Source organism: Vibrio sp. 1978 (assembly GCF_033344345.1).
In genome coordinates this window covers 156532-177353 of record NZ_JAWPOP010000006.1, presented here as the reverse complement: position 1 = coordinate 177353, position 20822 = coordinate 156532, and the positions used below count along the sequence as shown (strand labels likewise).

At 46.1% G+C, this 20822-nt stretch carries 18 protein-coding genes and 1 pseudogene; 10 read left to right on the top strand and 9 right to left on the bottom strand.

Annotated features, from left to right (window positions below; genetic code table 11):
• Positions 1-243: 243 nt before the first annotated feature.
• The 4 genes from rpmG to R8N49_RS08590 form a co-directional block, all read right to left on the bottom strand.
• Positions 244-414, bottom strand: coding sequence for a 50S ribosomal protein L33 (rpmG, locus tag R8N49_RS08605; protein WP_004410866.1), 171 nt, complete (start codon positions 412-414; stop codon positions 244-246).
• Positions 415-427: 13 nt separating this feature from the next.
• Entirely contained in the window at positions 428-664 is a 237-nt protein-coding gene (gene rpmB / locus R8N49_RS08600) for a 50S ribosomal protein L28 (protein ID WP_005384783.1), read from the bottom strand.
• A 302-nt stretch (positions 665-966) separates the two neighbouring features.
• Positions 967-1641, bottom strand: coding sequence for a RadC family protein (radC, locus tag R8N49_RS08595; RefSeq protein WP_258489592.1), 675 nt, complete (start codon positions 1639-1641; stop codon positions 967-969).
• Positions 1642-1755: 114 nt separating this feature from the next.
• Positions 1756-3429, bottom strand: a complete 1674-nt coding sequence (locus R8N49_RS08590; protein WP_258489591.1) for a methyl-accepting chemotaxis protein — start codon at positions 3427-3429, stop codon at positions 1756-1758.
• Between the two features lie 193 nt (positions 3430-3622).
• On the opposite strand from R8N49_RS08590, the gene coaBC reads away from it, so the two are divergent.
• The 3 genes from coaBC to R8N49_RS08575 all read left to right on the top strand — a co-directional run bounded on the left by coaBC (position 3623) and on the right by R8N49_RS08575 (position 6541).
• A complete protein-coding gene (gene coaBC, locus R8N49_RS08585; protein ID WP_258489590.1) occupies positions 3623-4822 on the top strand; it encodes a bifunctional phosphopantothenoylcysteine decarboxylase/phosphopantothenate--cysteine ligase CoaBC in 1200 nt (399 codons plus the stop codon).
• 171 nt (positions 4823-4993) lie between these two features.
• On the top strand, positions 4994-5584 hold the full coding sequence (gene slmA, locus R8N49_RS08580) for a nucleoid occlusion factor SlmA (protein WP_005379386.1): 591 nt from the start codon (positions 4994-4996) through the stop codon (positions 5582-5584).
• Positions 5585-5590: 6 nt separating this feature from the next.
• Complete coding sequence (locus tag R8N49_RS08575) at positions 5591-6541, top strand: Kdo(2)-lipid IV(A) acyltransferase (RefSeq protein ID WP_025768317.1); 951 nt, start codon at positions 5591-5593, stop codon at positions 6539-6541.
• 84 nt (positions 6542-6625) lie between these two features.
• On the opposite strand, the gene pyrE is transcribed toward R8N49_RS08575, so the two are convergent.
• Both pyrE and rph read right to left on the bottom strand, forming a co-directional pair.
• The gene (pyrE, locus tag R8N49_RS08570; RefSeq protein ID WP_005384778.1) at positions 6626-7267 is read right to left on the bottom strand and encodes an orotate phosphoribosyltransferase; all 642 of its coding nucleotides are present in this window, start codon (positions 7265-7267) and stop codon (positions 6626-6628) included.
• Positions 7268-7371: 104 nt separating this feature from the next.
• A complete protein-coding gene (gene rph, locus R8N49_RS08565) occupies positions 7372-8088 on the bottom strand; it encodes a ribonuclease PH (protein ID WP_017634994.1) in 717 nt (238 codons plus the stop codon).
• A gap of 184 nt (positions 8089-8272) precedes the next feature.
• Here rph and R8N49_RS08560 point away from each other — a divergent pair, with 184 nt between their 5' ends.
• From R8N49_RS08560 to R8N49_RS08530, 7 genes and pseudogenes are all read left to right on the top strand, one after another.
• Positions 8273-9139 carry a YicC/YloC family endoribonuclease gene (locus R8N49_RS08560; protein ID WP_005384776.1) on the top strand — a complete coding sequence of 289 codons (867 nt, stop codon included), beginning with the start codon at positions 8273-8275 and terminating at the stop codon, positions 9137-9139.
• Positions 9140-9454: 315 nt separating this feature from the next.
• Complete coding sequence (locus R8N49_RS08555) at positions 9455-10705, top strand: tyrosine-type recombinase/integrase (RefSeq protein ID WP_203344852.1); 1251 nt, start codon at positions 9455-9457, stop codon at positions 10703-10705.
• 1 nt (position 10706) lies between these two features.
• Positions 10707-11044: pseudogene (locus R8N49_RS08550) on the top strand (hypothetical protein).
• A 195-nt stretch (positions 11045-11239) separates the two neighbouring features.
• Positions 11240-11542, top strand: a complete 303-nt coding sequence (locus R8N49_RS08545) for a type II toxin-antitoxin system HigB family toxin (RefSeq protein WP_001219935.1) — start codon at positions 11240-11242, stop codon at positions 11540-11542.
• Between the two features lie 31 nt (positions 11543-11573).
• The gene (locus R8N49_RS08540; RefSeq protein ID WP_000354815.1) at positions 11574-11945 is read left to right on the top strand and encodes a helix-turn-helix domain-containing protein; all 372 of its coding nucleotides are present in this window, start codon (positions 11574-11576) and stop codon (positions 11943-11945) included.
• A 25-nt stretch (positions 11946-11970) separates the two neighbouring features.
• Entirely contained in the window at positions 11971-14379 is a 2409-nt protein-coding gene (locus R8N49_RS08535) for a TOTE conflict system archaeo-eukaryotic primase domain-containing protein (RefSeq protein WP_318189919.1), read from the top strand.
• A 468-nt stretch (positions 14380-14847) separates the two neighbouring features.
• Entirely contained in the window at positions 14848-15540 is a 693-nt protein-coding gene (locus R8N49_RS08530; protein WP_318189918.1) for a hypothetical protein, read from the top strand.
• A 345-nt stretch (positions 15541-15885) separates the two neighbouring features.
• On the opposite strand, the gene R8N49_RS08525 is transcribed toward R8N49_RS08530, so the two are convergent.
• From R8N49_RS08525 to R8N49_RS08515, 3 genes are all read right to left on the bottom strand, one after another.
• Positions 15886-18477: a restriction endonuclease-like protein gene (locus R8N49_RS08525; RefSeq protein WP_318189917.1), complete on the bottom strand. Its 2592-nt coding sequence runs from the start codon at positions 18475-18477 to the stop codon at positions 15886-15888.
• Positions 18478-18559: 82 nt separating this feature from the next.
• Positions 18560-20419, bottom strand: a complete 1860-nt coding sequence (locus R8N49_RS08520; RefSeq protein WP_318189916.1) for an MrcB family domain-containing protein — start codon at positions 20417-20419, stop codon at positions 18560-18562.
• Between the two features lie 9 nt (positions 20420-20428).
• Entirely contained in the window at positions 20429-20755 is a 327-nt protein-coding gene (locus tag R8N49_RS08515; protein ID WP_318189915.1) for a helix-turn-helix domain-containing protein, read from the bottom strand.
• Positions 20756-20822 lie beyond the last annotated feature (67 nt).

The following is a 20822-nucleotide window of genomic DNA, read 5'->3' as shown; positions in this document are numbered from 1 at the left end:
CTACCAAAGAGTATTGAGCTTGACTAGAACAACGGTGTGCAAGTGTGTAGGGAAGTGGTAACGAAGCGGCAGAGAGCGATCAATCAAAAATTCGAGTATAGAGTCGGACCAGTAAAATAACTTCAGCAGTACTTTATAATCCGATGACGTACTGAACACTTTATCTTCAGCACTTTTATTCAGGTAATAAAAAACCCAACTCGAAAGTTGGGTTTTTCAATTCATCAAAGAGACTGAAACCAATTATTTGATTTTTGCTTCTTTGTACATAACGTGCTGGCGAACTACTGGATCAAACTTTTTGATCTCAAATTTGCCTGGCATGTTACGCTTGTTCTTATCAGTTGTGTAGAAGTGGCCTGTACCTGCAGAAGATACTAGACGGATTTTCTCACGAACGCCTTTCTTTGCCATTGCTTATTTCCTCTTAAACGTTTTCGCCACGTGCACGCATGTCTGCAAGAACAGTATCAATACCTTTCTTGTCGATGATGCGCATACCTTTAGCAGATAGACGTAGTTTAACAAAACGTTTTTCGCTCTCTACCCAGAAACGATGAGTTTGTAGGTTCGGCAGAAAACGACGCTTAGTAGCATTTCGTGCGTGTGAACGGTTGTTACCCGTTACTGGACGCTTACCAGTTACTTGGCATACTCGTGACATGAATGTCTTCTCCAAAATCGTTTCAGCTCGATATCAACCTTGGTGGCCGAACCTCTCTATCTCTCGAAAAGAAGTTAGAGGTTAAGAACCGCTATGGAAAATCCATACAAGGCTATCAAAGGTCGCGCATTATACTAACTTGATATGCATTGCTCAAGACCCGAACAGATCCTTTTTACAGGTTTTCGTGATCTTTTTTTAGACAGCAGATTTTTTTAGCAGTCCAAGCTGAATTCAGTTAAAAATTTAGTGGCGTGGATGATAGCAGATTTTTAGCAACTAACAACCTAAAAAACGCACAGTTATATCCAGCCTCTTTCAGCAAAAGAGACACTTTCCCCATCTCCGATGACGAAATGGTCCAAAATACGAATATCCACCAATGCTAATGCGTCGGTGAGACGCCTTGTAATCCTTCTGTCAGCTTGGCTCGGCTCAGCAACGCCTGAAGGATGATTGTGCGCCAAAATCAAAGCCGCCGCGTTATGATGCAGAGCACGCTTGACGACTTCTCTCGGATACACCGACGCTGCATCCAACGTTCCTTCAAATAAAATTTCATCTTTTATCACTCGGTGCTGGTTATCGAGAAAAAGAATATAAAAAGCCTCTCTTTGCCGATCCCTTAAAATAGAAGACAGATATAACTTAGTTTGGTCGGGGCTGGTTAAGGCGTCACCACGCTTTAGCGTTTCCGCTAAATAGCGCTGCGTCATTTCTAGTACCGCTTGCAACTGAACATACTTGGCTTGTCCCAACCCTTTATGACGACAAAACTCTTGCTCTGATGCTGAAAATAGTTGTCTTAGCGAACCAAAGTCTTGAATAAGGAAGTTTGCAAGTTCAATTACGTTCATTCCGTGGGTGCCTGTGCGCAAGAAAATAGCCAGTAGCTCAGCATCGGTTAATGCTTGCGATCCTCGTTGCAGCAGCTTCTCCCTGGGCATGGACTCAGTTGGCATAGCTTTCAGTATCATCTGATGTCTCTTTATATGGAAAGTGCCCCTATTCCACAAAACAAAAAGCGAAAGTCGAGTGTGACTTTCGCTTTCTTCGTACCATCAGTGCTTTCCATGCAACTTAACAGTTCATCAGAGTTTAAAGTTGCCAACCAAGCCGTGAATTTCTGTTCCAGACTGTGATAGCTGCGTGCTGATTGACTCGGCATGCTGCAACGTCTCATTAATGTTGTTCACGATCTGTTGAATAGCCACTAAGTTTTGGTTGATGTCTTCTGCAACCGCACTTTGCTCTTCGGCGGCAGACGCGGTTTGAATACCCATATCTCGAATCGTACCGATAGAATGATGAACACCAGAAAGAGATTGCTGAATGAGCGCGGACTCTTCCGCCGTTTTTACACCTCGTTTTTGGCTCACCGACATCGTACTGACCGCTCTTGATACACCATTTTGCAGCTGCTTAAGCATGTCACCAATTTCATGAGTACTATTTTGCGTACGACTAGCTAACGAGCGAACTTCATCCGCAACGACGGCAAACCCTCGGCCTTGCTCACCCGCTCTAGCCGCTTCAATCGCCGCATTTAGGGCCAACAAATTCGTTTGCTCGGCTATCTCGCCAATCACATCCAGCACTTTGGTTATTTTTTCGGTTTGTAAACTCAACTCAGAAATTGCATCTGACGTACTATCTATTTCCCTCACTAGCTCGGTAATGCCTTCAATTGCTTGTTCCACTTCACGCTGAGCTTCGGTAACTTGACTGTTGGCATCCTCAATCGCCTGTGCAGTCGCATTGGTATTGCTGGCTACTTCTTTGGCTGTCATGCTCATTTGTGTCACCGCAGTCACGACTTTGTCCGTCTCTAAACAGTGGTCCTGCATTTGACCGCTCGCTTGGCTGGTCTGAATGTTCAGGCTTTGGGAAACGGTCTGTACTGTCGTCGCAGAGCGATGAATGTCTTGCATCAGTGGGTGCAGCTTATCCATAAACTCATTAAACGCGGCCGCCACTTCACCGACTTCATCCTGACTTTCGACTTTTAAACGAGCCGTTAAGTCACCGCCGCCTGCGGCTACATCTTTCAATGACGCCGCGACATGTTGTAATGGCTGAATGCCTTTCGACACCACGATACTGGTGAGAATACTGGTGATGATCAACCCAACAACGGAAATCAACACGGCAGATAACGTATGCTCTTTTAGCTCTTGAGTCTTTAACTCTCTGTGCATCGCAACTTGCTGGTCGATGTCATCAATATAAACACCAGTGCCTAAAACCCAGTCCCATTTCGATAAATATTCTGCATAGCCCAACTTAGGCGCTTGTGCGTCAATGGTCGGTTTGTGCCACGAGAAATAGAGGAACCCATCCCCTTTTTGAGAAGCGTCAATCAAGCCCGCAATAACTGCGACCCCATTTTCATCTTTTAAGTCGTAAAGGTTTTTACCCTCTAATGCAGGTTTGATGGCGTGCAACGTATTCACACCTTGAGAGTCGTAGGCAAAAAAGTAACCATCGCTTTCAAAGCGCATGGCTTTCAGAATTTCTTTTGCTGCCTCTTTATTACTTCCATTTACATCCGCGTCGTATAACGGTTTTATCGCCGTCACGCCCATCATCATGTAGGCTTGTAACTCTTTCTTTTTCGTTTCGATGAGCTCTTGCCTGTCTCTTGCCAGCTCCGCTTCCAAACTTTTACTGCTGTTGATGTAATACACCACTGAGATCAACGTAGTGATCAACAACAACGGAATTAGGGTTATCAGCAGCAATTTGTTTCGACTTTTCAACACCATGGTTTCCAGTACCTCTTTTTCTTTTCAGACTTGCAAACTCCGCGCAACTTGTCTGTGAGGTAGGCGAGAATTTTCCCTTCCTCGGTCAGATTAATACTCTGGAGTTTGATGTGAATTATCTTCTCGTTATATATGCTCGGGCGGTCAGACTTTGAATTGTGTTAAAATCCGGTCATCAAATTGGAGATCTCACATGCAAACACTAGCAGGAAAGAAAATTCTACTCGGCATCAGTGGCGGTATTGCCGCGTATAAATGTGCGGAGCTAACCCGTCGCCTCATAGAGAGAGGAGCGCAAGTTCAAGTGGTAATGACGAAAGCAGCAAAAGAGTTCATTACCCCTTTAACCATGCAAGCCGTTTCGGGCAGTCCTGTCTCGGACAGTTTATTAGACCCAGCGGCGGAAGCCTCTATGGGCCATATTGAATTGGCCAAATGGGCAGATTTAGTACTACTAGCGCCAGCGACCGCGGACTTAATCGCGCGCATGTCTGCAGGTATGGGGAACGATTTGCTTACCACGCTCGTGCTCGCGACAGATTCCCCTGTTGCTGTTTCTCCTGCGATGAATCAACAGATGTATCGCAATATCGCAACCCAAGAGAACATCTCAACGTTAGCGCGTCGCGGTATGCACATCTGGGGTCCTGCGGCAGGAGAGCAAGCCTGTGGCGATGTGGGCCCAGGTCGAATGCTGGAACCAATGCAGCTAGTGCATCTATGTGAACAGTTCTTTCAGCCAAAATTGCTAGAAGGTAAGTCGATACTCATCACCGCAGGCCCAACTCGCGAAGCGATTGACCCAGTGCGTTACATTACGAATCATAGCTCCGGGAAAATGGGCTATGCATTGGCGAGTGCCGCAGCGCAGATGGGAGCCAAAGTCACCCTCGTGAGCGGTCCTGTCAGTTTAAATACGCCCGTAGGTGTTGAGCGCATAAATGTTTCCAGTGCACAAGAGATGCACGAAGCCGTTATGACACATGCAAACCAGCATGATGCCTTTATTAGCTGCGCTGCCGTTGCCGACTACCGCCCACAAACGATCGCGTCTCAAAAGTTGAAAAAGACAGAAGACAACGACGAAATGGTCATTAATATGGTTAAAAATCCTGATATTGTTGCATCTGTGGCAGCAATGACGGAGAAGCGTCCGTTTACCGTCGGTTTTGCGGCTGAAACCAATGATGTAGAGACCTATGCTCGAGGCAAGTTAACAAAGAAAAACCTCGATATGATCTGTGCAAACGACGTTTCGGTTGCAGGGCAAGGATTTAACAGCAACGACAACGCAATTACCCTTTACTGGCCTGAAGGTGAACTTGCGCTCGCTTTGGAATCAAAAGAAGCATTGAGCTTTAAAATTCTCGAAAAAATGCATCAATTGATGTAACTAACGTTTGAAAACCCTGCCAATTTTTTACAAAAGCTGGCATAAATTTGGTACAAAAATGACAACTAAGGGTGTTAAATCTCCCATTCCACCCTTAGTGGTCTAGTTTGAGGCGAAATAGCGTCTTATAATCCCCTCCGCTCAACTTTGTATTTTGAAAGGAAGTAACTAATGGCCGGCAGTAAAAAATCCAACCGTCGTGAAGAAATCTTACAAGCATTGGCAGAAATGCTTGAATCAACAGATGGCGCTTCACGCATTACTACGGCAAAACTGGCCAAGCAAGTCGGCGTTTCAGAAGCCGCGCTGTATCGTCATTTCCCAAGTAAAGCGCGCATGTTCGAAGGGTTGATTGAGTTCATTGAAGAAGCCTTGATGACACGTATCAACCGTATTCTAGACGACGAAAAAGATACACTAGAGCGTATTCGTATGGTGATGCACCTTATTTTGGCGTTCTCTGAACGTAACCCAGGTCTGACACGCATTTTGTCGGGTCATGCTCTAATGTTTGAAAATGAACGTCTACGTGAACGCATCAATCAACTCTTTGAGCGTATAGAAACACAATTGCGCCAAATCCTGCGTGAACGTAAGATTCGTGAAGGGAAGTCTTTCCCTGTCGAAGAGCGCATCCTAGCCGCGCAAATTCTGGGACAAGTTGAGGGGAGCCTAAACCGCTTTGTGCGTAGCGACTTTAAATACCAGCCGACTGCAAACTTTGACGAGTACTGGGCGCTTTTGAGTGCACAAATAAAGTAAAAGACTATGAGTAAAGACAAATACACGCAGCCCGAGTTTTCTCTTTCACTTCTTCACCCTCGTAACTGGGGCGTATGGCTTGGTTTTGGTCTGTTGGCCATCCTCGTCAATATTCTTCCTTATCGGCTGCTGCTTTCATTAGGTCGTTCACTCGGCAAACTTGGCATGCGCTACGGTAAAAAGCGTGTCCACGTTGCTCAGCGTAACTTAGAATTGGCCTTTCCAGACAAAACACCTGAAGAGATTCAACATATTGTTGAAGAGAACTTCAAAAATACCGGTATGGCACTGATAGAAACCGGAATCACTTGGTTCTGGCCGACTTGGCGCTTTAAAAACCTGATCGTCGAGAAAGATCTCGGCGCACTGCGTGAAAAAGCCAAAGAAGGTAAAGGCGTCCTACTTTGTTGTGTCCATGCTCTTAATCTAGAGATCACTGCGCGTGCTTTCGCCGTGTTAGGCGTGGCCGGGTACGGCGCGTTTCGTCCGCATAATAATCCTGCTTATAACTTTATCCAGTATTGGGGACGGACACATAACGGCAATAAACTGATTGATCGTAAAGATGTAAAAAAGATGATTCGTGTTTTACGCAGCGGTGAGCGTCTGTTCTATTTACCGGATCACGATTACGGTCGCAAAAAATCAGTATTTGTGCCCTTCTTTGCCGTAGACGATGCGTGTACGACAACAGGCACGAGCATTCTGGCGTATACCTCAAAATGTGCGATCATCCCAGGCTCAGGGTTTCGCAATGACGAAGGAAAATACGACATCATCGCCGATAACTGCATTGAAGCCGATTATCCACAAAAAGACGAAGTCGCCGCTGCCGCTTATATGAACAAGTATGTGGAAAAAGTCATTCTACGCGCTCCAGAGCAATGGATGTGGCTCCATAAACGCTATAAAACCATGCAAGATGAGCATGTCGAGAAAGGCATTCGCTATAAGTAAGTGGTCAAGGCGATGAATCCAAAAACAAAAAAGGGCAGATGAATATCCATCTGCCCTTTTTACTTTTTCAGAAAAAGTAACCAATTAAATGCCGTATTCTGCGCGGTACGCTTTGACTGCTTCTAGATGCTCTTTGTCTGTGCCTTTCTCTTCAAGGAAAGTCACAAGGTCAGTCAGGCTAATGATTGAGATGATTGCACAACCAAAGTCACGCTCCACTTCTTGAATCGCAGACAACTCACCTTTGCCTTTTTCTTGGCGGTCAATCGCAACCAACACACCAGCAAGGTCTGCGCCATTTGCTTGAATGATTTCCATCGATTCACGAATCGCAGTACCTGCTGTGATTACGTCATCCACTAGCATGATACGACCTTCAAGCGCAGAGCCTACAAGGTTACCGCCTTCGCCGTGATCTTTCGCTTCTTTACGGTTGAAGCAGTAAGGCGTGTCGACGTCATGATGATCCGCCAGCGCGACTGCTGTTGTCGTCGCGATTGGGATACCTTTGTACGCCGGGCCAAACAGCACATCAAACTCAATGCCAGAATCAGCAAGCGCTGCTGCGTAAAAACGACCAAGACGCGCTAGGTCACGACCAGTATTGAAAAGACCAGCGTTAAAGAAGTACGGGCTTTTACGGCCAGATTTCAAAGTAAACTCACCAAACTTAAGAACTTCTTTCTCAAGTGCAAACTCAATAAATTCACGCTGGTATGCTTTCATTATTTTCTCTCTATGTCCTTGGTTTCTTGTGTCTCTTCTCGACAATCATTCATTTCTCTATTGTCGAGATAAAAAAATAGCCCCCATAATGGGAGCTATTTAAATCAATTGGCTAACGCCGCCTTCTGCGCTGCGACAATTTCCGTAATGCCGACTTTCGCCGACTCTAGCAGAGCCATCAGCTGCTCGTGACTGAACGGTTCACCTTCTGCGGTGCCCTGAATTTCAATCATCTTGCCTTCTTCTGTCATTACCACGTTCATGTCTGTGTCTGCCGCTGAATCTTCAACGTACTCAAGGTCACACAGAACATCATCACCTAGCAAACCAACTGAAACTGCCGCTACGTGGCCTTTCATTGGGTTTGCTTTTAGCTTGCCGCTATCTACTAGGTGTTGGAATGCATCGGCCATTGCAACACTTGCGCCGCTGATGGATGCAGTACGCGTACCACCGTCAGCTTGGATAACGTCACAGTCAACGGTGATCATGAACTCACCCATGGCTTTTAGATCGACAACTGCACGTAGGCTTCGCGCGATAAGACGCTGAATTTCCATCGTACGGCCGCCTTGCTTTCCACTTGCCGCTTCACGACGAGTACGCGAATGTGTTGCTCGAGGTAGCATGCCGTATTCAGCTGTAACCCAGCCTTTACCTTGACCTTTTAGCCAACGTGGCACAGATTCTTCGACGGTCGCATTACACAACACTTTGGTGTTACCGAACTCAACTAGCACTGACCCTTCAGCGTAAGCTGTGTAGTTACGAGTAATTTTGATAGGGCGAACTTGATCCGCCTTGCGATCGTTTGGACGCATGGGCATCTACCTTAAATATGAGGAGAAGACGATTTGGTTGGGCGAAGATTATAACGGAATCGATTCCGGATTCATAGGTTACGCATCTGGCACAACATAAACAATCCATACATCCCGCGCACCTATCGACGCAGCGTGATACACTCTTGAAGTAATTTTCAAAAAATGAAGACAGGAAAATTCGATGATTTACAGTATGACAGCGTATGCACGCAAAGAAGTAAAAGGCGATTGGGGTTCTGCGGTATGGGAAATCCGCAGCGTGAACCAGCGTTATTTAGAAACATACTTCCGCATGCCAGAGCAATTTCGCGGGTTAGAGCCCGTTTTACGTGAGCGTTTTCGTAAGCGCTTAGCGCGAGGCAAAGTAGAATGTAATCTACGTTTTGAAGCAAACCCTGCCGCAAAAGGTGAGCTTAGCATCAATGAAGCGCTTGCTAGCCAGGTAATTAAAGCCGCTGAACAAGTCATGCACATGACTGGTGAACTGAGCCGAATCAATCCATTTCAAGTTATGCAATGGCCGGGGGTAATGGAAACGCCAGAGCAAGACATGGATGCGGTAAATAAAGTGCTACTAGAAGCGTTTGATGGCGCAATGGATGAATTTATTGAAGCGCGCGCTCGTGAAGGCGAGAACATGAAGGCGCTGATTGAGCAACGCCTCGAAGCGATCACATCAGAAGTTGTGAAAGTGCGCGCACGCATGCCAGAAATACTAGAGTGGCAACGTGAGCGTCTGTTCTCTAAATTTGAAGATGCAAAAGTAGAGCTAGACCCATCTCGCGTTGAGCAAGAGCTTATCCTTCTGGCACAGAAATCAGACGTAGCAGAAGAGCTAGACCGTCTTGATTCTCACGTAAAAGAAACCACGAACATTCTGAAAAAAGGCGGCGCAGTGGGTCGTCGTCTAGATTTCATGATGCAAGAGTTCAACCGTGAATCGAACACGCTAGCGTCGAAATCCATCAGCACCGACATCACCGCATCGGGCGTTGAACTGAAAGTTCTAATTGAACAGATGCGTGAGCAGATCCAAAATATCGAATAGTTTTTTCACCCGTCCAAGAATGTCTTAAAAGCCCTGTTATTTGCTTGTAAATACAGGGCTTTTTTATTTCCCCCGCCCAAATCGGTTTGCAGACGTCCGTTACCAACTGCCTGTTTAGTGGTGGGCAGAATGGTGGGCAGTCCCCTCATTTTTGCTCAATAAGCATTTTGCGGTGAGCAAATTGGTGGGCAGTAAGTTACCCAATTTTCGCATTTAACTCGCCACCACAACAGGTTAGCTGCTGATTCAATAAGCAAATCGGTGGTGGGCAGCCATTATTGCCCCCTCCATTATTTCAGCAACTATGGAGTAAACATGGGAAAACTCACAGCAAAACAGGTTATTGCATACAGCAAAGCCGACCCAAAAAAATATTCAGATGGTGAAGGTCTATACTTTTGCGTCCGCAAACAAGGCTCGCCTTATTGGATGATTCGCTACACCACAGCCAAAGCAAGACGAGAAGCAACCTTGGGGCAATTTCCTTTAATGTCGTTGGCAGACGCCAGAATTGCCGCCGCATACTTTCGAAAGGAAGTACGTGACGGCATAGATCCTCTTCTAGAAAAACAGAAAATCGAGTTACCTGACATTGAAACCGTGGATCAACTGTTCCATGACTGGTATCGAACCGATCTGAGTAGACGACTAAAGCATCCCAAGATTCCGTATCGGGTTTACACCAAAGACATAAGCCCTGTCATTGGCATTAAGTGTATTGCTGAGGTGACCGCACGAGACGTGCGCGAAGTATTAGAACGCATTCGAGAAAGTAACCGCCCTACCATTGCCAACGACACCTTGATGTACATGAAGCAGTTGTTTCGACATGCGATTAAACTCGATTTAACGCTGAATAACCCCGCCGCAGCGTTTACCGTGGACGATGCCGGTGGCGTGGAGTCCAGTAAAGACAGGATGCTCAGCAAAGAGGAAATTCACTACGCCTTTAGCGTGTTTCATACCCATATCAATAGCTTTGGCCGCGATAACTACCTCGCTTGCTGCCTGTTTTTGGTGTTGGGCGTGCGTAAAAGCGAACTGTGCGAAGCCATGTGGCGTGAAATGGATTTAACCACGGGCGTATGGGACCTACCCAAGGAACGCAGCAAAACTGGCGTGCCGATAAGCATTCCCTTACCGCGCCAAGCCATTGCCTGGTTTAACGAGCTGCAAATCCGCGCTTGTGGCTCGCCTTATGTTTTCCCAGCCAGACGAGCAAGCCATCGTCCACATATGGGGCCAGATACGCTGAACCGCGCCATTTCTAAACTCTTTGGTCGCGAGCCAGGGCGCAAAAAACAGCCTCCCAATAAAATGGGCAAACTTGAACACTTCACCGTACACGATCTGCGCCGCACCTTTCGCAGCCTTGCCGCCTCTTTGGGCATTGCAGGCAATGTGGCCGAACGCTGTCTTAACCATAAGCTAAAAGGCGTTGAGGGTATCTACGACCGCCACGATTACTTTGAAGAGCGCCGTATTGCCCATCAAACCGTGGCTGATGTGGTTGAACCGCTAGTGAACTTTGAGCCACATTCGCAACAGCACGCAGGAGGGCATTAACATGCAATTTATGATGCGACTCGCCCCATTACCTTTCCAATAGCCGTGCTGGCAGGGCTTGGCTGGTGTATTGGCATTGCCCTACTCGAACAGTCTCATGGTATAGGCTACGCACTTACTCGGCATTGCCTGATGGTATTCGTGGTACTCGCTCCTTGGCTAATGCTAAAACTCATGTTCTACGTGATTGTCAGTTTAGGACGCAAACTGGGGCTCATCCCGCCTCCACGTCCAACGCACAGCTTGGGGTATGGAGAATCACTCTATTGGTTCAGAGTCTTGGCCTTCTTCGATGGCAAACGCAGCCGCATGCCGAAAAGGCCTATCAGGCGAAACTAACAAGCCCCCATTTGCTCACTTACCGTGGGCAGTTGGGACAATGGGGCAACACTTGATATGCCGAGCTTTAGAGGGTGAATAAGAGGAAGTTAAACTGCCCCAAGGAATGGGGCAATTGGGGATGCGGTAAAAACTCCTAACCACATCAAAAATACCAAACTTGCAAAAGTCCCAATATGGGACTACCATCTATTTATGAGAATTATCGCACTATCAACCTTAAAAACATTTTGGGAAGACAGCCCAGAATACATTGACGCTAAAGAGCCAACTTTAGCGTGGTATCGGCATGCATTAAACGCTGATTGGGGATCACCGTCGGATGTGAAACAGGACTTTAGAAATGCCAGCATCCTCAAAGATGGGCGTGTCGTGTTTAACATTGCCGGTAATAAATACCGCTTAGTTGTTTGGATCAATTATGCCTACAAGGTGGTTTACATACGGTTTATCGGCAGCCATGCACAATACGATAAAATTGATGTGCAAACGATTTGAAGCCAAAAGGTAGTAACAAGAGGTATATATAATGGACATCAGACCTATTAAAACAGATGCCGACTACCGCGCGGCATTAAACGATATCGAAAACCTAATGATGGCGGAGCCTGATACCGTCGAAGGCGAAAAGCTGGACATTTTGGTTACGTTAGTTGAAGCCTACGAAGCAAAGCATTTTCCAATGGATTTGCCAGACCCTGTTGAGGCAATAAAGTTTGAGATGGAGCGCAAAGGCTTAACGGTTAAAGATCTTGAACCCATGATAGGTAAAAGCAATCGTGTTTATGAAATCCTAAACCATAAGCGATCACTCACGCTAAAAATGATTTGGAAACTTCATGAAGGGCTAGGTATTCCAGCAGAGTCGCTCATCAAACCGCCGCAAGTTCGCGCTTCATAGTGCTGCGCATAAAAATTATGTTGTCATGAATGACGCTCGCTACCCAAATATTTCAGCTATTGATAACAGGCTAGCTGAGCTTGAAAACGAAAAGCAACAGCTTCTCGCATTAAGAGAGGCTTTGCGTAGCGCTCAAAACGAGCGTTCAGTACAGACATTCACGCCAGAACAAAAGGTCGCCCTATTCAGACAACGATTTCGTGGACGAGAGGATATCTTTGCCAATCGTTGGCAAAATCAACAGGGCCGCAGTGGCTATTCCGTAGCCTGTGATAATGAATGGGTAAACGGGGTTTGCAACAAACCCCGCATTAAATGCCAAGACTGTTCACACCGAAAGTTTAGCGAACTAAACGAGCGCATTATTTACAGGCACCTTGCCGGTCATCAAGTGGTGGGGCTGTATCCCTTACTGAAAGATAATACATGCTATTTGTTGGCAGCCGATTTTGACAAAGGCTGTTGGCAAGAAGAAGTCAAAGCAATGTCTAAAGCGTGCCAAGAGTTTGATATTCCACACGCGATAGAAATCTCGCGCTCTGGCAACGGGGCGCACTTATGGATCTTTTTTGAAACCAACATCCCAGCTAACCAAGCTCGGGCACTGGGTTTCGCTTTGCTTGATAAGGCCATGGAAATATTTCCAAATCTATCGTTTGACTCCTATGACAGGCTCTTTCCTAACCAAGATGTCCTTCCTGAAGGCGGGTTTGGCAATCTCATTGCGCTACCACTTCAAAAGGAGGCTCGCCTTTCAGGTCGTAGCTGCTTTGTTGACAATGACCTGAATGCGATTGACTATCAATGGCAGTACCTTGCTGAGCTTAAAACGCTCACGCAATCAAGTATTGGTCAACTCATAACAACCATTTCACCCAATACCCTATTACTGTCCGAACAAGGTCTAATAGACAACCGACCTCCTTGGGAAATCACAGCCAAAGCCGCACCAATAAAATTAGAGTCTTTGCCGAAAACCGTGACCATTACCTTGGCCAACCATATCTACTTTTTGATGAGCGAGTTACCTGGGCCACTACTGGCAGGACTAAAGCGATTAGCTAGTTTTTCTAATCCTGTGTTTTTTAAGACACAAGCGTTGCGTTTTTCAACCCATGGCATTCCAAGGTTTATTTCCTGTGCTCGTATTGAAAACGGTTATCTTGCACTACCGCGTGGCTGTCTCGATGATGCGATTGCTTTGCTACAAGAGCACAATATTTCGCCACTGTTTGACGATAAGCGTGAAACCGGCAAACCATTATTAAAACTTACCCCTGAGTTCACTTTGCGAAAGAACCAGCGTGACGCAGTGGCCGCAATATCTAAACATGACTTCGGTATTTTGCATGCGCCGACCGCATTTGGAAAAACGGTTACTGCCATTGGTATGATCGTAAAACGCAAAGTAAATACCCTAATACTGGTTCATAGCCGACAACTGCTCGAACAATGGCAAGAGCGCTTACGCACGTTCCTACCCGAAGTAACCATTGGCAGTATAGGCGGGGGTAAAAGAAAGCCGAGTGGCATTATCGACATTGCCACCTACCAAAGTTTGGTTAATAAAAAAGACAATTCCATCACGCCTTTCATCCAAGACTACGGCCACATTATTGTTGACGAATGCCACCATCTATCTGCGCCTAGGTTTGAAATGGTACTCAACGAGGTAAGAGCAAAATATGTATTGGGCCTAACAGCAACACCAGAACGACAAGATGGTCATCAAAAGATCATTTTTATGACAGCAGGGCCAATTCGCTACAAAGTGAAACAAAGCCCTGATGAGCAATTTACTCAAATTGTGATGATTTATCAGCTCTACGATATACCGCCAGCTGAGCTAATAAAAACAGATGAGCGCCCAAAAATAAGCGACGCCTACCGCTGGCTCGTCGATAACGAACAGCGCACGTCAAAAATCGTCTCAGACGCCTACGAGTGTGTTCAAAATGGCGGACACCCGTTAGTCCTTACAGAGCGTAGAGAGCACGCAGAATCCATACACTCACGACTTACCGAAATGGGTATAAGCACTGTCGTACTTAAAGGCGCTATGAAAGCTGCGGAACGCAAGAACGCTGACAATCATCTGCAATCGGCTCAAGTTGTCGTCGCAACAGGAAAATATGTAGGCGAAGGATTTGACCTACCAAGACTGGATACGTTGTTTTTGGCCATGCCAATCGCATGGAAAGGCACATTGGCCCAATATGCCGGTCGTATTCATCGTGAATCGGAAGGAAAAACACAAGTGACCATTCACGACTATGTGGACTGCACCCTCCCTATGCTGCAACGCATGTTTAAAAAACGCGAGAAAAGCTACAAGGCAATGGGGTATGCCCTTGAGTACATTGATGACAACAGTAACAAGCAACCTTCACTGAAGTTGGAAAACGTCCATTCATCAAATACCAAGCCAAAATAAACAGCAGCACTTCATTAAACACTTCCCCATGCCTTTATACCCATACGCCAAAACCACTATCCGTTTGGCTTTTGGATCGAGAAGCCAAACAGGGAAATTAGCCCATTTACTGTTTGGCTTCTCGATTGAAATCCAACACTGCTAAGCATTGCAGCTACTGGCGCAACGCAAGGTTTAGCACTTTTTGCACCCTAAACCAACCTCGGCATCAAAGTACAAACCGTTTGATTTTTTAAACCCAGAATGCAAACGATCGTTTGGCGTCTCGATTTTTTTCACTAGCCAAATGCCGCCAAACAGCGCCGTATTGGACTATGTATATCAAACAGTTAGCCGCATACAGGTCATCATAAAAAACCGATTTGACTGGTTAGTTTGATAGCCATTTCTTTCATCTATTTCACCACCGAGTCTGTACCCGACCACTGAAAATAGACGGCATGAAAAACCAACAAGGTGATAAGTGACGTGTTATGGGCAAGTGGTAACAATTGGGATAGAGAATGGATAAAGCAGGTGGTCGATTTACTAGTTGGGCATGGCGCGTTTACCCTCTACCCAGCATTAAGCCAGTGCGATAATGCCGCCGAACGCTTAACCCGCTGGCTGACCTTTCAGTTACCACGCGTTAAACAAGCACACCCAGGCTGCCCGATTCATCAATGGCTAAATAGCATTGGCGCACAAGTGATCGTAGAAAAATGGCAAAGCCCCGAGCAATGGCCAAACCTGTATTGGCTACCTTTACCTGAGGTTGATGGCCACGTGCAAGGCGGGTTGGTTTTGTTACCGGCACATTTTTTACCGGTATATATGAACGGCACAATACAAACCAGAACATTGCAAACAAACACGCCCGCCAACGCCTGTATTTTTTGGTGCATCACGCCTTTATCTAAAACAGGAAAACGCACTGCCTTGCACCCCAAGCAGCAAAACCGAGCATTTTGCCTGCCCAGTGCGCCAGAGCAAATAGGAAAATCGTGCACGGGGTTATTAGTGAGCGGTTTAAGAAAAGAAAGCCAAAAACGAAACGCCAACGTGATCAGTCACCAGTTAAACCTAGCGCTGCTGCACCACCTTTGTGGGCCGGAGAATGATGTGTGGATTACGAACAAATGCTTTGTTAACGACAAGAAGGAAACTCAACAACAAGGCTAAATAGCTTGATATTTGTTATGATGAAAACCACAATTTCACTCAAGCTATTTAAAGCTGGTTGAGCCTTTACCTAGTGTTTTGGCTCGTGGCTGCGCCTCAGTCGCCGTTAAGACTGGGGCCTATCTCTTACAAACTACTCGAAATCACAAGCCCCAGAAACGAGTAACCCCTCACAGGGCGCTGATCTAACGGGTAGCGGGAGGGGTGTTGTTGACGCGATTTTAATATGAAAAGTGCCAAATAGCTCGATATTTTTTGATGTCGATTTTACTTAGCAGTTGTTCGGAATAACCGAACAACTGCTTTTTCGACCAATTCATCTTCTGCATAATTAATAACACTCGCTCACACCATTGCCGCTTCGTACACTTTTTCAACCTCGGTAAACTTAGTGACACTCTCTAGGCGCGTTAAGGTTGTGAGTTTCATCGAGTTTTTCATTGGACGATGCGGCACATTGGTCACTGGCGTTTGCAGTGACAGTGGTTTGCCTAACTCAAATAAATAATACAAATCAGCAGAACCTGACTTTTTACCCGCTTGTTCTTCGGTAATGGCGTAGCGTGGTAACACTGTGACTCGTTTAACCGGCCAAAGTTTGTCAATTTGCTTGGTTGAGCTTTGAGTATCTGAGGTAGACGCCAACGCTAAATAGCGAATTTCCTCGGCAATATGCTGCTTAAATTTCTGCAAAAACGTGCTTTGCGGTAGGTGATACCACAGCGCTGTGCCTTGCTCAAATTGTTCAAAGTAGCCATTATCACGGCCACGTTGCCCACCCAATGCCACTGTCATCGTCAAATCAGGGTACAGTACTTGGCGCATGCCGTAATAAGGTATGCGTGCAGCGTCTTGTACGTAGAGCCTTTCCGCCATACCAGCCACGGGATACATGGTCTCATTGCCTTGCCCTGTTTGTGCATTCGGTGCTGTGCCAATTTGGGCTTGCAAGAACTCTAGCAACCACTGGTGACCGGAATAACGGCTCTTAGTCTGGGTAGGATCAGTTTGACTCAGTTCGTTTTGGCTAGGTAAGAGGGCAAATGCGCCAATACCTACTTCTTCTATCGCGGCTGCGTAGGGGTTGGGGGTTGTAGCTTGATCAAAAAAGCCTGGGTATAAAGCAAACGCACCAAAAACAGGACGGCTTTTCTTAGGAGATTGGCCAGCGTTTCCACTTGATGGTGATTTAGAATCGTACGGCTCTGATAGGCGAATCAAGGCATCCCGATAACGGTGCATTTGGTTGATGGCATCGTCTGGTACGTAATCCTTACTTTCGATATCTTCATTGCTGTCATCAAAGCAGTTTTTCTCGGTTTTAATGCGGTACTTGGCATCAAACAGCCAAATAAACTGCTTTTCTTCTGATGTTTCTACTTTTGTTAAATCGGCGCTTTTAGGCAGTGTCACTTCCAATACAATATCTGGCTCTTGGTTCACTAAATACGAGCGGATTGATTGACCCTTTTTGGTAAATTTCGGCTCGTGTGCCAGCCTAGCGGTCACACCATCGCTGCGTTTAAAACGAAAGGCACCGGCAAACCCATCTTTTAGTTGGTACTCAAAAAAGTCATTTTGGGCTAGCTTAGTCGCACTGTTTTCCACCAATTCAAAGCCGAGATCCTGCTCTAAAATCTGTTTCAAACACAAAAAGCACCACACTTCGTAAATCTCAGCCACTGATTTCATTGAAATGCTCGACTGATTGCCAAACACATCTAAATAAAATTTCAGCTCCTGCCAAATACGATACACCGCGCTGTAACCAGTTTTTTGCTGTAGCACTAACGACTCACGGTTTAACCCTGTGTATGCGCCAACCTCTTTTAAAAAACTCTGACCTAACACTTTTTGCAGCGGTTGTTGCCAACTATGCAGCTCATTTAAAAATGAATCCGACAACCGTTGCCGTTCTGGTGCTTGGTTACTTTGCCTAAGCTTTTGTTCAAACTCCGCTAATTGTCGCTTGCTTTTACTCACCGCCATTTTGATAAAGCGATTTTCTGGGGTATCGACACTCAGTTGCTTTTTTTCGACTGCATAGCGTTTATCGTACTGGCCATTCGCAAAGTCTTGCTTTACTTGCTCCGCTAACTTATGAGGCAGGCGGCCTTTTAATTTGGCCGCTTTAATATTGGCCACTGTAGGTTGCAAACGGCTATGGGGTGAGGCACAAATCACTTTTAAGCCTTGCTCAAAGCGCTCCCGTAACGCGGCAAAATTAGCCAACCACATAAGTGGAAAATGCATGCGTTGTTGGCTAGTTGCTGCGTCTTGTTCTGTTTTTTCTACCAAGCTAAAGCGCCAAAGAGGGTAAACTTTGTCTATGGCTTGGTACATGGCGGGCAAGTCTTGGTGCAGTGCCATTTTGGTTGGCAGCACTTCAAAGGCTATGTGCTGAGTCTGTGTTTTGCCATTGTGCTCAAAGGTAAGTGGCAAACGTAACCAGCCCACATCATTGCCGGTATTAATGGTGCCGGTTAAACGTGCGGGCACCACGCCCCTTGCGGTTTTTACTTCGGGGGCAAAACGAAATGCCTCATTCACGCTTTGGCTGCGATGGGTTAACCGCGCATTAGTGACTTCACTATAAAAGACCCACTCAAACTGGTACTGAGTATTCTCAAAAAACAGCGGGGAATTTAATGTAAGCTCAGCGTGTTTCGCTAAACCGTTGGCAACGAGGTCATTTTCGGCTAAGTCACTTTCATCTAACCCACTTTGTAGCAGATCATCTGCAACTAGCCCTTGCGGTTCAATAGCATTGCTCAGCTGCGCTGCTGGCGCAAAGCGCAATTCGTAGCTAGGTTGTACATCATTAGCGCTCGCCCTATGCGCCATTGTATTCTGGTACACGCTCAACCGCTGGCTAATATCATTCGCCCAGACCGAAAACTCAAAGTCAGGGGTTTGTAATCGTATTAACTCTGGCATTCCCTACCACTCCTTACGCCTTCGCTGTACGTTTTTTTATGGGTTGCATTCATTGCAAAAAGCATCAAACAACACCAACCCATTAAGGCCAGAAACTGGTGAAGGTGGCACTGGCTAATCGCTCGCTCATCCACTTCAACTTCGCTTTTGAACGGCAAGGTATACGAAGTACTTTTTCCCCTTCAGTAGCACCATCAGCCACTATTTTCTCGCGATACAAGTCAGGGCGTTGATCCTTATCACCTTGTTCTGCTTGCCAAAGAGGGGCTAACTGGTCTGAAAGCACAACGCCAAGCTCTTCCAGCAAATCCTTGCGATTTGATGTAGTCAGTTTGTCGGTATCGCCTTCAATACGCGGTAGAACCTTACACATCATAAAGTCGTCCCATACAGCTTTTAGAGTCAGGTCATCTTGTGGTTGGCTGCTAGCAACCGCAAGCAGCAGCTCATTGAGCGCACGAAATGCCAATTCAAAAGGTGTATTTTTTAGCACCGCATTAACGGCCGATAAAAACGCAACCGTTTTTGTGCCATCAACATCAAACGTATCAGCTAAATCTGCTTTGCTGGCGCTTGACCAAATAGGATAGCTAAGGCGTTTATTGCAGCTGGTTGGGGTGAAAAAGTCGTTATAGTCGTTAGGGAAAAACGCACCAAAATCAAAGCTCAGCGCTCGGTCAATCACTTTGCGTGAAAAGCCATGGGTGGTTTCATCCATATTCACCGTGCCCGCAACAAGCAGGTTAAACGGAATACCTAAACCATACTGGCAAATATCTGCCCACAGCTCATCGTATTGCGCGTCATCAAAACCTAGCGCTTCGCGTAGCTTTTTTTTGTCCGCAACTTCTTTAATGGTGGCGGGTTTTAAAAGCGCGTCACTGCTGTAGGTAAAGCTATCACCTGCCCAACACCATTCGCGGGTTTCCAGCACCGACAAATAATCGGCAAAATACTGCTCTACAGGGGCAAGGTTCATTTCATCTAAGCACAGCCAGTAAGGTAATACCTGCTCAAGTACAGCACGCTCACCTGATACCACTAAGCGTTTACCTAGGTCTTCGCACTCTTGCACTTCAACGGTTAAGCCGCTATCAGCAATCGCACGCCAAGCTTTGGCGATAAATTGCAATACATCCGTGGTGATGTATTCCGCAGTGCCATTTAAGCGTGAAATATACCCCAGCAAATCGCTCGGCTCATGCCAGTCAGGGCGCACCGAGGTTAAACAATAAGTCTCAGCAAACTGCCCCGAGGTTTTTGCTTGCTCACGCACAAAGCGGGTTTTACCTGTTCCTGAGATACCTGCGAGAAGGAGGAAGGGTTTGGATAAAAGCTGCCCGTTACTTATTGCTGGCATTGAATTCTGATTGGTCTCTAAATTTACATCCGCATATATTTCTAATAATTCTATTAGGTCCGATGCAAGAGTATTATCATCGGGCATATTGTCTAAAGGATAAAATTTTGCTCCAGCTGAAGCCCACTCATAAGACTGGCCTAATGTCGTATTAGATCGCAAATCAACTTTCTGATCCCAATCATCAAGTCGATTATCTAAGCCCCTTATGGTATTACGCAATTCCTCCGCCTTCTGCTTTGCTAGGGTTGTTCCATATTGCCTTTTAAGCTCCGTAGTTCCAAAGCCCAACGAGAGATAAACACCACTGCCATCTGAACGGAACAAATAAACTGGATAAATACCAGACTGTGTTGACTCTGTTATTGCCGGATTGAGGATAGACAACCAAGGTACGTCAGCCCAATTTCCTGCCCCAGCGCTCGCTTTTAATAAATAATCTGTTGGAGAAGGTAGTGTGGTTTCTATTGCCTGAATCAAATCTCGTCTTAGTAAATTAGCTATTGGGTGACCTGTAAAGTTCTCATTTTTAGCTTGTACCCATCCACCAGCTATTTCTGTTAAAAGTTGTCTTAAACTCATACGTATCCTTTATACCAAGACCAAGAATTTATGGTATTCCAGTTCGATTTTCTTTGTATTTGCATATTCTGAAGATACCAGCCTTACAATACCTAAACCATCCAATGTTTTCAGTGTTCTCGACACATTGCTGACCGCTCGACCTGAGAGCATGGCCAGCTCAGTGACCGATTGTGGCTGTTGTTCGGCGATTACTTTTAACAACTGCTGATTTTCTTTCGACAGCACATTGGCCACCGATTTCAGGGAGTCGAACCAGATATCAACGGGGAAATCGGGGTCAGGCGTTTGCCCTTTGATCCCAATTACGCAACGTGATTGTTTTGCGTTTTTCATTACTTTACTCAGATTGTTTGCCTGCACTCTCTACTTGCCTTCTTCACTCACAAAAGGCCACTGCCAG

What these genes read in the sequence shown, in the direction of transcription:
- rpmG (WP_004410866.1), bottom strand. Translation starts at nt 414, where the DNA reads ATGGCAAAGAAAGGCGTTCGTGAGAAAATCCGTCTAGTATCTTCTGCA.
- rpmB (WP_005384783.1), bottom strand. Translation starts at nt 664, where the DNA reads ATGTCACGAGTATGCCAAGTAACTGGTAAGCGTCCAGTAACGGGTAAC.
- radC (WP_258489592.1), bottom strand. Translation starts at nt 1,641, where the DNA reads ATGATACTGAAAGCTATGCCAACTGAGTCCATGCCCAGGGAGAAGCTG.
- R8N49_RS08590 (WP_258489591.1), bottom strand. Translation starts at nt 3,429, where the DNA reads ATGGTGTTGAAAAGTCGAAACAAATTGCTGCTGATAACCCTAATTCCG.
- coaBC (WP_258489590.1), top strand. Translation starts at nt 3,623, where the DNA reads ATGCAAACACTAGCAGGAAAGAAAATTCTACTCGGCATCAGTGGCGGT.
- slmA (WP_005379386.1), top strand. Translation starts at nt 4,994, where the DNA reads ATGGCCGGCAGTAAAAAATCCAACCGTCGTGAAGAAATCTTACAAGCA.
- R8N49_RS08575 (WP_025768317.1), top strand. Translation starts at nt 5,591, where the DNA reads ATGAGTAAAGACAAATACACGCAGCCCGAGTTTTCTCTTTCACTTCTT.
- pyrE (WP_005384778.1), bottom strand. Translation starts at nt 7,267, where the DNA reads ATGAAAGCATACCAGCGTGAATTTATTGAGTTTGCACTTGAGAAAGAA.
- rph (WP_017634994.1), bottom strand. Translation starts at nt 8,088, where the DNA reads ATGCGTCCAAACGATCGCAAGGCGGATCAAGTTCGCCCTATCAAAATT.
- R8N49_RS08560 (WP_005384776.1), top strand. Translation starts at nt 8,273, where the DNA reads ATGATTTACAGTATGACAGCGTATGCACGCAAAGAAGTAAAAGGCGAT.
- R8N49_RS08555 (WP_203344852.1), top strand. Translation starts at nt 9,455, where the DNA reads ATGGGAAAACTCACAGCAAAACAGGTTATTGCATACAGCAAAGCCGAC.
- R8N49_RS08545 (WP_001219935.1), top strand. Translation starts at nt 11,240, where the DNA reads ATGAGAATTATCGCACTATCAACCTTAAAAACATTTTGGGAAGACAGC.
- R8N49_RS08540 (WP_000354815.1), top strand. Translation starts at nt 11,574, where the DNA reads ATGGACATCAGACCTATTAAAACAGATGCCGACTACCGCGCGGCATTA.
- R8N49_RS08535 (WP_318189919.1), top strand. Translation starts at nt 11,971, where the DNA reads ATGAATGACGCTCGCTACCCAAATATTTCAGCTATTGATAACAGGCTA.
- R8N49_RS08525 (WP_318189917.1), bottom strand. Translation starts at nt 18,477, where the DNA reads ATGCCAGAGTTAATACGATTACAAACCCCTGACTTTGAGTTTTCGGTC.
- R8N49_RS08520 (WP_318189916.1), bottom strand. Translation starts at nt 20,419, where the DNA reads ATGAGTTTAAGACAACTTTTAACAGAAATAGCTGGTGGATGGGTACAA.
- R8N49_RS08515 (WP_318189915.1), bottom strand. Translation starts at nt 20,755, where the DNA reads ATGAAAAACGCAAAACAATCACGTTGCGTAATTGGGATCAAAGGGCAA.